The following is a 14,152-nucleotide window of genomic DNA, read 5'->3' on the forward strand; positions in this document are numbered from 1 at the left end:
CTCCAAGCGCTAAGTAATCTCCTAACTAATAACCCTATATGGCTTACGATAATTCGCTAATTGCTACCCAGCGGCGTTCTGCAATCGAACGATCTACCGCCTCCAGAACCTCTTGGCATTTCACGCCATCTACAAAGTTCGGAACGGGCTGACGATCTTCAGCAAAAGCTTGCATCAGCTCATGCATTTCATGTGTAAACGTGTGCTCGTATCCAATGGTATGTCCAGCTGGCCACCAAGCGTCCATATACGCATGCGATGGATCGGTTGCAAGTACGCGGCGGAAGCCTTGAACATCCTCGGCATCATCGGTGAAATAAACTTGAAGCTCATTCATCCGCTCAAAATCAAACTTGATGCTTCCTTTACTGCCGTTAATTTCAAAAGCGTTCGTACAGCGATGGCCAGCTGCGAAGCGAGTCGCCTCAAAGCTGCCCAGCGCGCCGTTAGCAAAGCGTGTCATAAACATGGTTGCATCATCCACTGTTACTTCTCCGAGCGGTCCACCCTCGCTTCCCTTTGCGCTAAGGCCTGTCATAGCTGAAGCAATCGGACGCTCTTTAACGAAAGTTTCGCTCATGCCGATAACCTCATTGAATTCTCCAACGAGAAAACGCGCCATATCTATCAAATGTGCTCCTAAATCACCATGTGAGCCGGAGCCTGCAATTTCCTTCTGAAGACGCCATACGAGCGGGAAGCTCGGATCGATAATCCAATCTTGCAAAAACACAGCACGGAAATGATAGATTTCACCGAGCCTGCCATCTGACACCAATTTTTTGGCAAGCTGTACAGCAGGTGCAAATCGATAGTTAAAACCTACCATATGCTTCACGCCTGCTTTTTCTGCAGCATCAAGCATTTCACGGGAGTCTTCAAGCGTAAGCGCCAGCGGCTTCTCACAAAAGATATGTTTGCCAGCTGCCGCTGCTGCTAGAGCGATAGCCTTATGTGCATCACTTGGTGCATTAATATCGATTAAGTCGATATCCTCGCGGTTAACGAGCGCATTCCAATCCGTTTCAGCACTTTCCCAGCCGAATTGTGACCGTGCTTGCTCAACACCTTCTGGATCACGTCCGCAAATGGCCGTCATCTCCGGTTTAATCGCATTCGGGAAAAACATCGGAAGCGCGCGGTATGCGTTGCTATGTGCCTTCCCCATAAACTTATAACCAACCATGCCAACTTTTACTTTATCCATAATAATCCGCCTCTCTTAAGCGTAAACGCCTTATGCTGCCTCTAGCGATAAGATCGCGTCCCGCAATTGAAATAGAATGGAGCAGAAAAACTCGTATTCAGGATTTAACGTTTGAGTCTTGACGTTTCTCTTGTGATCAGGCTGACCGGTAAAACATCTGTTTGTGAATCTGACGTTTCCGTTTTCTGATCCGGGTCCAGCAATCTAGCAGCTGCAAGCTTACCCATTTCATAGAAAGGAACAGCAACGGTTGAAAGCCTTGGACTAATGATGCGCGAGCCGTCTGAGTCATCATATCCAACTAGCGCATAATGCTCGCCAGCTTCAACTCCCAGTTCCCGCAAGCGCTGCATCAGGCCGATTGCCATTCGATCATTAGCCGCAAATACCGCATCGATATTGCCTTCTTTAATTTGTTCCGCCAATTGCTCCGCGAGCTCCGCTCCGCTCTTTCGGCTGTAATTACCGTGATAGATTAGACTAGGCTCATAAGCAAGTCCCGCTTCCATTAGAGCCGCTTTGTAGCCTTCCTGCCTATCGGCACTATTGGAATATTGCAGCGGGCCGTTAACAAAAGCAATACTGCGGCTGCCCTGACTCAACAAATGCGATACGGCTGCCTTGCTGCCTGAAACATGATCAGCATCGACAGTACGATAATGCTCCGCATCAAACCGCTGATTCACAAGGCAGAAAGGAAAGTTTTCAGCCTTCAGCTCAGCAAGGGCGGCTCTTTCTTCAGGCACATTTTGTGAGCCTAAAACGATACAAGCATCAATCTTATGCGTGCGAAATAGCTTAGCGTAATCTCTCGCCCCATCCGGTTCTCTAAAAATAAGAAGCAGGTCATAGCCGCAGCGCTTCGCTGTTTCACCAATTCCACTTAATATTTCCGAAAAATAGTAAGTGGAAAACAAATGAACCTTTGGCACGAATGGCAATATGACGCCAATATTCCCGCTCTTCCTTCGAGCAAATTGCTGAGCAAGCGCATTCGGTACGTATCCAAGCTCAGCCGCGGCTTGTAATACACGTTCACGCGTTTCCTCTTTGATAGGGCCGACGCTGTTCATCACTCTCGAAACAGTCGCCTCTGAAACACCAGCTAGTTTCGCAACTTCTTTCCTGCTAATAATCATTTTCCTCCTGAAAAACTAATATGCTAAGTTGTCATTTCATTTTAATGTACACGCGTACATTATTGCATGAAAACGTTTTAGCGTCAATAAACTTTTTGCATATTTTTCTATCGTTGCCCTCATTACAAAAAAACGATCCAGAACGCTTGCATCGGCGTCCCAGATCGTTTTTTCTCGTTGTCTCTTGCAGTTACCTACTTCTTCGCTATTTCATTAATCCATTCAAAAACAGCGGACAGCGCATTTGCTTCCTCACTCATGTTCATCCTATCAATATAGGATTTACGGTTTTGGTACAAACGCTCGACACTCTCAACAAGAGTGCTTGCCGTCAGCTTCTCTTCATACAATACGTCGGCATAACCCGATTTCTCAAACGACTGGGCATTCAAAATTTGATCTCCTCGGCTCTGTTCCCGTGTTAGAGGAATAAGCAGCATCGGCTTCTTTAAGGATAAAAACTCAAATATGGAATTAGAGCCTGCTCGTGAAATCACAAGGTCCGTCATCGCCAATACATCCGGCAATTGCTCATTCACAAATTCGAATTGCTTATAGCCAGGCATAGCAAGCGACGGGTCAACTTGATTTTTACCGCAGAGATGAACGATTTGAAAGCTTTTGGTAAGGCTTGTTAATGACTGTCTGACCGCCTGATTAATTTTGCGTGCACCCAAGCTTCCACCCATAATCAAGATGACAGGTTTGTTTTTGGTAAATCCGCAAAAGGTTCTGCCTCTATCCGCGTTGCCCTGCTTCACTTCCTCACGTATAACTGCTCCTACATGCCTGCTTTTATCAGCCTTCAGCATGCTGCCCGTCTCAGGAAAAGTCGTACATACCCCTGTAGCAAAAGGGATCGATAACCGATTCGCGAGACCTGGCGTCAGATCGGATTCATGAATAAGCAGCGGCACCTTGTTTAGCCATGCGCCAATAACGACAGGTACGGATACAAATCCGCCTTTGGAGAAGATGACATTCGGTTTATTTTGCTTAATGAGGCGATAAGCTTGATAAAGACCTTTTACTACCTTGAACGGGTCCTTAATGTTCTGAATATCCATGTACCTTCTCAGCTTTCCCGTCGATATCGGAAAATACTTAACCTCTGGAATCGTTGCGATAAGCTGCCTTTCAATACCGCTCTCCGATCCGATATATTGGACTGACCAGCCCTCTTCCAAAAAATGCGGGATCAAGGCCATATTAACGGTAACGTGTCCGGCTGAGCCTCCCCCGGTGAACATGATTGTTTTCATGAATGACTAGCCACCTATCGTTTTTTATCCATTTATTATACGGGTAAAGATTCGTTTTAGCACTGAAATTCAAGGAGATGGATATAAAAAGCATCCCCAGCCGCAAGCGCTGCTGCGCGATTGGCCGAGGATGCTTTAAACGTGCCTATATCCCTACCCTTAAGGCGCAGTTTCCAGAAACTTAGACGTTGGATTCTTGTCTACTGCCGTACGCATCGCATATTCGTTCTCGAACAAGACGACAAAGTTGCCCTTCTTGTCCTTTACGAGCGTCGTATTGATTCGGAATTTGCTAGGGTCAATATTATCATCAACGATCCAGCGGGCAAATTGGAACTGCATCCGGTGCAATTGAATATCTACGCCGTACTCCGCTTTCATTCGATGCTCAAATACCTCAAATTGCAAATGACCAACAACGCCGAGAATCGTCTCGTCGAAGTTGCCTGTGGAGTGGAACACTTGAATCGTGCCTTCCTCCGTGAGCTGATCAATGCCTTTTTGGTACTGCTTGTGCTTCAACGCATTTTTAACGGTTACTTTAGCAAAAATTTCAGGCGAGAACGTTGGAAGCTCATCGAACACAACTTCGCCGCCTTGTGATAATGAATCGCCGATTCGGAAAATGCCTGGATCAAACAAACCGATAATATCGCCCGGATACGCCGTATCCACGATATCACGGTCTTGCGCTAGAAACTGCTGAGGCTGCGCAAGCTTAATGTCCTTGCCATTACGCACATGACGAACGCTCATTCCGCGCTCGAATTTGCCGGAGCAAATCCGAAGGAAAGCAATTCGGTCACGATGGGCCGGGTTCATATTCGCTTGAATTTTGAAAACATATCCCGTGAATTTCTCATTCGTTGGTTCAATCTGACCTGTCGTGCTGTTGCGCGACGTCGGCTTAGGAGCCAGCTGAAGGAAGTTTTCTAGAAAAGTTTGCACGCCAAAGTTATTAACTGCGCTTCCGAAGAAAAGAGGCGTCAGTTCACCCGCTTGCACTTTCTCGAAATCAAATTGATCACCAGCGACATCCAGCAGCTCAAGATCACCAATAAGCTGATCTGTTAAATAATCTCCAGCCATCTCACGAATGACAGGATCATTATAATCGCTAACGGGACGAACCTCGATTGTCGAGTGGTCATTTCCTTGGAAAAGCTCGACCTGTGTTTTCATTCGGTCATAAACACCGCAAAGCTCACGTCCCATGCCGATTGGCCAGTTCATTGGAACAGCGCGAATGCCTAAGACACGCTCAAGCTCCTCCATTAATTCAAATGGACTTTGCCCTTCACGGTCCAGCTTGTTAATAAAAGTGAAAATCGGAATGCCGCGTTTGCGGCAAACCTGGAACAGCTTGATCGTTTGTGCCTCGACACCTTTGGCAACGTCAATAAGCATGACGGCGCTGTCGGCTGCGGTAAGCGTACGATATGTGTCCTCACTGAAATCTTGGTGACCAGGCGTATCAAGAATGTTAACGCGATGTCCCAAATAATCGAACTGCATTACGCTGGACGTTACCGAGATACCACGTTGTTTCTCAATTTCCATCCAGTCGGATGTTGCATGACGGCTCGCTTTGCGCGCCTTAACTGACCCTGCAAGCCGAATGGCTCCTCCGAATAGGAGGAGCTTCTCAGTGAGGGTCGTTTTTCCTGCATCCGGGTGAGAGATAATCGCGAATGTGCGGCGCTTATCTACTTCCTGTTTAATTTCTTCACTTAACGATTGGCTCATGCTTGTCTTCCCTTCATTACGTAAGGTATGCGGCAGCGATTATTTCCCGCTGTTCGAAACCCAAATGACGTTATCTTCCTCTTGTCCGTTAACCGGCCACCAATGGAAACCATCTTCTTTTAGCATTTCATCCGCAGCTTCTGGACCCCATGATCCCGCTGGATACAGCTTCAAATCGCTTTTATCTTCACGCCATGCTTGTGCAATTCGATCCACAAACGCCCATGCTTGGGAAACTTCATCCCAGCGAGTGAAGTAAGTGGAGTCGCCGCGTGCCGCATCATGAATGAGGCGTTCGTACGCTTCAGGCGTATTTAAGCCGATTTGGCAGCTTTGGCAGAACTCCATGGCGACTGGCTGTACCGAATTGTTTTGACCAGGTGTCTTTGCGTTTACTTTAATATATATGCCCTCAAGCGGGTTTACGCGAATAACGAGCAAATTCGGCGCCAAATCATGACGCTGCGCAAATAGAACATTTTGCGGCATCGATTTGAACTCGATGACGACCTCCGTTGTTTTTACAGGTAGACGTTTGCCCGTTCTAATATAGAAAGGCACGCCAGCCCAGCGGAAGTTGTCCACTAATACTTTGGCAGCAAAATAAGTTTCAGTCGTGGAGTCCTCGCCAACAGAATCCTCTTGGCGGTAGCCCGTAAGCTCTTTGCCATGATGGCTGCCTTCGCTGTATTGACCGCGTACGACGTGCGAGCGAACCTCATCACTGGACGTATAATTACGCAGTGAACGAAGCACCTTTACCTTCTCATCACGAATATCTTCTCCGTGCAAGCGGCTTGGCGGCTCCATAGCAATCATCGTAAGCATTTGCAGCATATGGTTCTGACCCATGTCGCGCAAAGCTCCCGATTTGTCGTAATAGCCTCCGCGATCCTCAACGCCAACCGTTTCGGATAATGTAATTTGAACATTGGCAATATGGTTATTATTCCACAAAGGCTCAAAAAAAGCATTAGCAAAACGAATAACTTGAATGTTTTGAACCATTTCCTTGCCTAGATAGTGATCGATACGGTATATTTCTTCTTCCTTAAACACTTGGTTAATCTGTTCATTCAGCTTCTGAGCCGATGGAAGATCGTAGCCAAATGGCTTCTCGATTACGACGCGATGCCAACCGTTTGATTCAAGCAATCCGCCGTCGCGCAAATTGAATGATACCGGACCGAAAAGTGAAGGCGCAAGGGCCAAGTAAAAAAGACGGTTGCCGGGAATGTTGAACTTCACGTCAAGCTGCTCAGACAATTTGCTAAGCTCGCGGAAGCCTTCTACATCGTTAATATCGAGTGACATATATACGAAATGTTCTGCAAAACGATTCCAAAGTTCAGCATCGTCCGCTTTGTAACGACAAAACTCTACAATAGATTCATAAAGGTCAGCACGAAATTGTTCATTCGTACGAGGACGTCTTGCTAGACCAACGACGGCAAAGTTTTCCGTGAGCTTGCCTTCTTTATATAAACTGAAAAGGGCTGGAAACAGCTTGCGCCGAGCCAAATCGCCCGTTGCTCCGAAGAGGTAATATACAGCACCTTCTGCAGAGACGGATTCAAGATTATTATTATATGTCATTTGCCTCATTCTTTCCCTATGTATTTTTATACAACTTTACATGATATGTAGTTTAGCATATTCAACTTTAATTCGCTATTCAACATGTCATAAAAAATACTGATAAGATCCGTTACTAATTCTAATCAAAGTATACCCATCTATGGGCTTGCCGTCGCATTGGCACTGTATTCACCCGTAATGACAGGCACACCGATCGTCAATGCCGTTTGATCTGAATTTGTCTCTTTATGCAAAGCGATTTGAAGATTGGCTGTTTTCCCATTTTCAACGGTGATGGCTGAATGCAGCTTTCGGGTATAAAACATGTCGCTTGTCGTGCCTTTATCTTCATAATGATCCACTACTTTGGCATCTGTCAGCCTAACCAAACGCTCAATGGCTTGACTATTTTTCGTATAACCTTGTACTTTCATACTCGTCGTAAACGCAGGGGAAATACGTGCGATCTGTGCGGAAACTTCTGCTGTCACTTGCAGCAGCTTATTTTTTTTGGTCATTTCTGTTGGCTTAGTTTCCAATATAACCATAAGCTGTTCGCCATTGCTGTCGATCTGCGTGAGACTAATTGAAACTTGTCCGCCGTATGACGGGATAACGCCAGTGACTGTTTTGCCCTCATTCTGGTTCTGCACCAGTATGCTGCTAGCTTTTCCCGGTTCCTGTGAAAACATTTGCTGAGTAAGCTCCTCCATGGCTCCTTCCTTGCCCGTTACATTCCATCGAATCGACCACTGCGCTCCCTCAGAGCTGCTTTTCATTTGGTCGTCGCTCCATAACCACAGCTCTCCCAAATCATGCTGAAGAAGCTGTTCCGCTGAAGTTGCTTCCTTCGGTTCCCTGTCGGCCTGCCACATCGCCCATGCTGCACATATCAAAATCACGAGCATCGCTAGCATGATTCCAACCTTCGTTTGTTTGGCTCGCTGCTTTGCTGACATACGGTGGCGAGCGGGAGGTGTGTTTTTCGGAATATACATTATTATTCACTCCTGTCCTCTTCCAAATGGGTAAACATCCATACACGTTTGCCTGTAGGTGAATACACTGGTTGCAGGAATGCTGGAATAAATGCTTTGAGTCTAGCCTCTCATAGCAAAATGCCAAAACAACACGCTCAAGCGCTTTATTCCCATTACACTTTGGAGGTGTCATCAGCAAATGGAACGCATTTATCCATTGCACGAAGAAGTCGTCAGTCGTTTTTGCGGGTATCCAGTATGTGTGATTATGAATGACGGCATGCGCCACTTTGGCATACTTAGCTCCTGCGAAAGCGGCAGATTGCATTTAAACGCAGGCTCCGGCGAAACGGAAGCCGCGACCTCAAATGCAAAGCCGCAAGTTTCAAAAAACAAAAAAGGCGGTAAAGGTAAAAAAGAGATGGCTCATAAATCCGCTTCAACGCAAGTTCAAACGCAAGCTTACCCTTATGATCCTTACTATTATGGAGAACGGCCTTATTATCCATGGGGCGACGCGCTCGCTCTTGATTTGGCTTCAATCGCATTCTTGTTTCTATTGCTGTAAATGGCAAAGCGGCGAGCTCAGCGGAGATGCGCCGCTTATTTATTTTATTGATGCTGCTGACAGCTTTCGCCAGTCTTTTTAATCACCGTATAGTACGCTGACACAACATATACCAATGGAGTGAGAAAGGAGTTTTCTAATGAGCACATCGATACGTTCCATTCGAGGCATTGAACGATCCTATGCATACTCCACCGTACAAGCCATTAGCCCTTATGCTTATTATCCTTATCGGGATGGCGAAGCTCAGCAAGCCCCAGAATATAACAAGAGCTTAACGCGCGATTTCCAGCAAGCTGCTAACAGTGCTGCTTCTTGGCTTAATAAGGCTAAACAAGCTCAGTACGACATCGAGCAGATAAACAAGCAATTAAGTAACGAATTGTACACGGACAAGCCAATTGCAGGCAGTTTGCATCGCCTTACTGCAATGCTCAATCAGTTGGAGGATCATTACAGAGCACATGCTGATGATTTGAAACCAGAGCTGTGGGAAAGTATTGAGCTGGCTTTGAGGCATCCCGCAGCGGAGGAGATCGGACTGCGACGCAGTACAACAGACGGCAAGTGGATTGCGGATTCTACATATAGCATTTCATCAGAAAATAGAGATCGAACAGCTAGCCTTATTTCTGTTCAGAACGAAATCAGCAAGAGTTTGCTGCCAACTTCCATCCATATGGAGCAAAAACAAAAGCTGTCGTACTCTTCCAGCCGTATGCAGAGGCTAATGCTTGGATCAGAAGGTATGCTTACTGGCATAAAATATGCACTTACCTATGCCGAGCAGCATAAGGCCGTTGATCTGCTCCAGTCACCTCTAACATCAACTCTTCCTTACGCTGCTTACTACAGTTCTATGCAAACCTACTCGCCAATTCCATATGTTGGATTAGTCTTGAATCGGTTCCTTTAAAGTTAAATCCGAAAGGGCATGCCACGTTCGCAAAGCTGCTTCTTGTCACTCTATGTAAGTGATATATTCGGCTCCGTACCGACTATATCCTCCCGTTTTATATAATAAAAACCTTTATTTTCACTAAATTCCATGTTAAGGGATAAGAACGACCTCAATGATATCACCCGCTTCTGCTCCTCTCGAGCCTGACGGAATGATTGCTAATCCTTCTGCATCCGGAATGGAAGCCATCATACTCGATTTGGAATAGGCTAGCGGGTCAGCATCCAAGCTTCCATCTTCCGTGCTGATGAGTGTTGTGCGCACAAAACGATCATGGGGACTTGGCTTATTCACAGCTGTCCGCAGTTTTGCTTTTACTTTACGAGGCAATGCTTCACTTGCTCCCTGCAATCGCAGCAGCACCGGACGAACGAATAATTCAAATCCGACAAAACAAGCACCGGGATTGCCTGACAAGGCGAGCAGCAGCTTGCCGTTAAGCATTGCTGCTGACGTTGGACTGCCCGGTCTCATCGCAACTTTGTCGAAGAGCACTCGGTTTGCATCTTCGCTACCAGATACACTATTGTTCTTTATCGACCTAATGATGTCTGACATGACATCAAAGTCCCCTACAGATACACCGCCTGTTGTGACAATCAAATCAACATCATCCCATACACTCGCCAAAGCAGCCTCAACGGCATCAGGCTTGTCTTCCAATGATCCGCACATAACCGCTACTCCGCCGCTCTGCTCCACCATAGCAGCGACCATATAGCTGTTGCTGTCGCGGATCTGCCCCGCCGCCAGCGGAGCCTCGACCGCCAGCAATTCGCTGCCGGTCGCAAATATCGCTACGCGCGGGCGCTTGCCAACCGCCACCTCGGCATAGCCGAAGGTGGCTAGCAGCGCAATATGTCCCGGTCGCACAAGCGTCCCGGGACATGCCAACGCGCCCCCAAGGCGAAACTCCTCGCCTTGGGGCGCAATGTGCTGGCCTGCCGCGGCGGCGTGCTTAATCAGCACCGCCGGCGAGCCATCGGCCAGCATCGCTTCCGCGGTCTGCTCAAGCATGACGACCGCGTCAGCCCCCATAGGCACAGCCGCGCCAGTCATGATGCGCACGGCAGTGCCCTTCTGCACGGTCGCAAAGGCGAGCTCGCCCGCTGCAACCGAATCAACCACGCGCAGCGTCGCCGGCGTACCTGGCGACGCTGACGCGATATCTGCCGCGCGCACGGCGTAGCCGTCGAGGCCCGAGCGCGCGAAGGGCGGCCAGTCGCTTGTCGCAGCTATCGTCTGCGCAAGCCATCGGCCGCCGCTAGCCCGCAGCGGCACAAGCTCGCTGCCGAGGGCTAGCCCATCCGCAGCAGCAAGCAGCCGCTGCTGCGCTTCTTCCACCTTCACAGCCTGCCGTTTGAACCGGCTCATCTGTTTCCTCCCACTCGCCTCACCGCGATCAGCCTTATCGATGCCCTCATTCGTCTCACCGCGATCAGCCTTATCCATGCCCTCACTCGCCTCACCGCGATTAGCCATATCTCTACTCCCGCTCACCTCACCACGATCAACCATATCCATACTTCCGCTCGCCTCGCCACTCTCAGTCATATTCAACCTCCGCTCATCTCGCCGCCTTACGTAACCTTCGGCAGCTTGTTCAGCATCCATTTTACAATGTATGTTAAACTATTGGCAATTACGGTCATCAAGCGCCATGAAGGAGAAGCCCATGCCATTAATCGTTCAAATCGTTGGATACAAAAATACCGGCAAAACCACATTGGTTTGCCGGCTAACAGAACGCTTCAAACAAGCAGGATATAAAGTTGGGACAATCAAACGCGACGCGCATGATTTTCAGATCGATACACCAGGAACGGATACATGGAGGCATCAAGAAGCAGGGGCTGATATAACAGCTATCACATCCTCAAAGCGTACAGCAATTATGAAACAGCATGCTGAACCGCTTCAGCTGTTAATTTCACAAATGACCGAGGCCGACGTTATTCTTATCGAAGGTTTCAAAGATGCCTCATACCCAAAAATCATTATGATCCGAACAGCGGTAGATTCCGAGCTGTTCCACAGTGTTTCAAACCCTCTTGCAGCCGCGGCTTGGGGTAATGCCAGCTCTGGAACAATAGTTCACCCGTCCATCCCAGTAATCGATGTAGATGATATCGAGCAGCTATACCAAAAAGTATTATCGATATCCGCTAAGCCATAGCTCTACACTTATTCGGCAATTCCTTGTCTATGTGCATAAATGGCTGCTTGTGTGCGATCATCCACATCAAGCTTATTAAAAATATTCGTAATATGAAACTTCACTGTTTTCACACCTATAAACAGCTCGTCGGCAATTTCTTGATTGGAGCGTCCCTGTGCAACCCGCTTCAATACATCCATCTCGCGCTCAGTCAGCTCATCATGCAGCGGAGCTTGCTCCTGCTGCTTTGGCTGCCGGAAGCGATTCATCATTTTAGCTGCTACCTGCGACTCCAGTACCGATTGTCCGCGAGCAGCGGCCCTTATCGCATCCGCGATCTCGGTCGCTCGCGAGGTCTTCAGCAAATAACTGAATGCGCCTGCTTCAATAACAGGGTAGAGCTTGCTATCATCCAAATAGCTCGTCAATACAATTACCTTACATTCCGGGTACAACTCGAGCAGTTTTGCTGTCGTCTCGACACCATCCATGCCATCCATAACTAAATCCATAAGTACAACGTCCGGTCTGTATGCCTGTGCTAATCGAATGCCGTCCATGCCGTTGCTCGCTTCACCGACAACCTCAATTCCATCCTCGGTATCAAGCACCGCTGCAAGTCCGATGCGCACCATTTCATGATCATCTACAAGCAGAACCTTTATAGGCCGACTCAATTGCTGGGTTGCTTCCACACCTTACACCGCCCTCATTTTTTCGTAAAGCTCATCATTATCTCTAATTATATTACATTCTCTTATGAAACATCAGTGGGTACCCAAATTTCAATGACAGTTCCCTCGCCAGGTTTCGAAATCATCTGCAAGGAACCGCCAATTTCAATTACCCGCTCTTCCATAGTCAGTAAGCCATAGGACGTTTGCTTCTTCGCCTCAAGATCGAATCCAACGCCGCTGTCCTTCAGACTCATGTGTACTTGGTTGCCGAATTGAAGCAATTTGATATCCATGCTTTCCGCTTTCGAATGCCTGAGTGTATTCGATAATGCCTCCTGAGCGATGCGGAATAAATGATCCTCAGCATTAGGAGGAAGCAGGATCGTATCATCAACCTCAAGTGTAATCTTCATCGGTACTTTCTGCTTCAGCTCATCCACTAGAACAGTAAGCGCCTGCCCCAGATTTTTTCCGTCCAAGTGGACGGGCCGAAGATGTAGCAGCAACGCACGCATTTCTGATTGAGCAACGGCAGCCATTTCCTCAATAAGCTGTACCTGACGTTTGGCTCGCTCCCAATCTCGCTCAATCGTTCGACTAACAGCAGTCGCTGTCATCGATATGGCGAATAACTGCTGGCTTACTGCATCATGCAGCTCGCGCGCAAGCCGCTGGCGCTCTTCGATTACTGCGGTGAACTTGACCTTCTTCGCCCAGTTAGGATCAACCTGCTCTTGTTCTGAAATTTCGTTTTCCGTCGTCTCCCCATTGCTTAGCGTAACTGTAAATCGACGTTTTTTTTGCTGCTCGGTCAGCCGCTTCAGCGATTCCTTTAGCTTGGAGTTTTGCAAATAACCGTTTAATGTAGCAGCCGCTAAACCTGCGCCAACGAAAGCTAGTCCGATAATTGCCCATTTCCCTTGAAGCGTGAAGAGATCAACATAACCGATTCCTTGCAATATGATAACAACCAAGCTGACAATGATCAGCAGCCACAATATCGTTTCCGTTACCAGACGCTTGCGGGCCGCATGATTCGAATGGTCGCTCTTATTGCCTTGCTCCATACGGCTCACTTCCTTCTCTTCGCTATTTTAACCACGATGAAGCAAAAAACATATGAAAGAGCAGACCGCAAAACGGTCCGCTTCCTTCATAGCCTATAGTCTTATTCTTCAGTCGGAGCCTTTGTTAATGAAGTTGTTGGGTTTAGCTTGTTTTTGAGTGCTTGCAGCTGCTCATCCACTTTATTTTTTTTCTCAGCATCTGCTGCATTAAAGCTGTTCGAAGAGCTGTTATAGGAGTAAGGCGTGCGCAATACATCTGCTTCAGCCTCTAGCTGCATAATTTTCTCTTCCATCCGGTAGAAGCCGCGTGATGCCGAACCGCTATCAATCGTGTTGTTTGTAGTCAATTGCGCCATTTGCTTTTGAGCTTTTGCTACTTGTGCACGGGAAGCAAGCTCATTGCGCTTGTTGCGAAGCTGGTAGAACTCTTCTTTCATTGCGTGCAGCTGTTGCATCAATTCCTCAGCCTGAGTCTTCGATTGTGCGTGCAAATCAGTATATTCTGTTACCTTTTGGTCAAAATAAAGCTTCTCTTCAAGCAGCTTGCGCGTATGTTCTTCTTGTCCAGCTCTTAGAGCCGCTTCTGCTTTTGATTCACGATCTGCCGCGCTGCGTACTGTTTCTTCCAAGCGCTGCTTCATCCGGCGCTCATTCGCCATTTGTTTAGCTACTGTTACTTCAGCTTGATGAATTTCAGATTCCATGTCACGCAAGTATTGATTCAACATAATAATCGGATCTTCAATTTTGTCCAATGCCTCATTTACCGATGCCTTAGTCATGTCTTTCATGCGTTTGAAAATTCCCAT

General features: G+C 47.5%; 13 protein-coding genes. 3 read left to right on the top strand and 10 right to left on the bottom strand.

The annotated features are described in order from the left end of the window. Positions 1 to 43: 43 nt before the first annotated feature. The 6 genes from AB4Z50_RS13000 to AB4Z50_RS13025 form a co-directional block, all read right to left on the bottom strand. A complete protein-coding gene (locus AB4Z50_RS13000; RefSeq protein ID WP_441879379.1) occupies positions 44 to 1,207 on the bottom strand; it encodes a Gfo/Idh/MocA family protein in 1,164 nt (387 codons plus the stop codon). Positions 1,208 to 1,311: 104 nt separating this feature from the next. Further along, positions 1,312 to 2,346 carry a LacI family DNA-binding transcriptional regulator gene (locus tag AB4Z50_RS13005; protein WP_441879381.1) on the bottom strand — a complete coding sequence of 345 codons (1,035 nt, stop codon included), beginning with the start codon at positions 2,344 to 2,346 and terminating at the stop codon, positions 1,312 to 1,314. 194 nt (positions 2,347 to 2,540) lie between these two features. Continuing rightward, a complete protein-coding gene (locus tag AB4Z50_RS13010; RefSeq protein ID WP_441879383.1) occupies positions 2,541 to 3,608 on the bottom strand; it encodes an undecaprenyldiphospho-muramoylpentapeptide beta-N-acetylglucosaminyltransferase in 1,068 nt (355 codons plus the stop codon). Between the two features lie 159 nt (positions 3,609 to 3,767). Beyond that, positions 3,768 to 5,354, bottom strand: a complete 1,587-nt coding sequence (locus tag AB4Z50_RS13015) for a peptide chain release factor 3 (RefSeq protein ID WP_441879385.1) — start codon at positions 5,352 to 5,354, stop codon at positions 3,768 to 3,770. A 39-nt stretch (positions 5,355 to 5,393) separates the two neighbouring features. Next, a complete protein-coding gene (gene zwf / locus AB4Z50_RS13020) occupies positions 5,394 to 6,950 on the bottom strand; it encodes a glucose-6-phosphate dehydrogenase (protein WP_441879387.1) in 1,557 nt (518 codons plus the stop codon). Positions 6,951 to 7,090: 140 nt separating this feature from the next. After that, a complete protein-coding gene (locus AB4Z50_RS13025) occupies positions 7,091 to 7,930 on the bottom strand; it encodes a YwmB family TATA-box binding protein (RefSeq protein WP_441879389.1) in 840 nt (279 codons plus the stop codon). Between the two features lie 181 nt (positions 7,931 to 8,111). Between AB4Z50_RS13025 and AB4Z50_RS13030 the strand changes: the two genes are divergently transcribed. After that, positions 8,112 to 8,480: a hypothetical protein gene (locus AB4Z50_RS13030; protein WP_441879391.1), complete on the top strand. Its 369-nt coding sequence runs from the start codon at positions 8,112 to 8,114 to the stop codon at positions 8,478 to 8,480. Between the two features lie 139 nt (positions 8,481 to 8,619). Then, positions 8,620 to 9,396: a hypothetical protein gene (locus AB4Z50_RS13035; RefSeq protein WP_441879393.1), complete on the top strand. Its 777-nt coding sequence runs from the start codon at positions 8,620 to 8,622 to the stop codon at positions 9,394 to 9,396. A 135-nt stretch (positions 9,397 to 9,531) separates the two neighbouring features. Here the strand turns inward: AB4Z50_RS13035 and AB4Z50_RS13040 are convergent, their stop codons facing one another. Further along, positions 9,532 to 11,055, bottom strand: coding sequence for a molybdopterin molybdotransferase MoeA (locus AB4Z50_RS13040; RefSeq protein WP_441879395.1), 1,524 nt, complete (start codon positions 11,053 to 11,055; stop codon positions 9,532 to 9,534). Between the two features lie 61 nt (positions 11,056 to 11,116). Here AB4Z50_RS13040 and mobB point away from each other — a divergent pair, with 61 nt between their 5' ends. Next, positions 11,117 to 11,617, top strand: a complete 501-nt coding sequence (gene mobB, locus AB4Z50_RS13045; protein WP_441879397.1) for a molybdopterin-guanine dinucleotide biosynthesis protein B — start codon at positions 11,117 to 11,119, stop codon at positions 11,615 to 11,617. An 8-nt stretch (positions 11,618 to 11,625) separates the two neighbouring features. Here mobB and AB4Z50_RS13050 read toward each other — a convergent pair whose 3' ends face one another. The 3 genes from AB4Z50_RS13050 to AB4Z50_RS13060 all read right to left on the bottom strand — a co-directional run bounded on the left by AB4Z50_RS13050 (position 11,626) and on the right by AB4Z50_RS13060 (position 14,152). After that, on the bottom strand, positions 11,626 to 12,276 hold the full coding sequence (locus tag AB4Z50_RS13050) for a response regulator transcription factor (protein WP_076271056.1): 651 nt from the start codon (positions 12,274 to 12,276) through the stop codon (positions 11,626 to 11,628). An 80-nt stretch (positions 12,277 to 12,356) separates the two neighbouring features. Next, positions 12,357 to 13,343, bottom strand: a complete 987-nt coding sequence (locus AB4Z50_RS13055; protein WP_441879399.1) for a sensor histidine kinase — start codon at positions 13,341 to 13,343, stop codon at positions 12,357 to 12,359. 101 nt (positions 13,344 to 13,444) lie between these two features. Next, positions 13,445 to 14,152: a PspA/IM30 family protein gene (locus AB4Z50_RS13060; RefSeq protein ID WP_076270985.1), complete on the bottom strand. Its 708-nt coding sequence runs from the start codon at positions 14,150 to 14,152 to the stop codon at positions 13,445 to 13,447.

The organism is Paenibacillus sp. 2TAB26 (assembly GCF_052115145.1).
Classification (GTDB): Bacteria; Bacillota; Bacilli; order Paenibacillales; family Paenibacillaceae; genus Pristimantibacillus.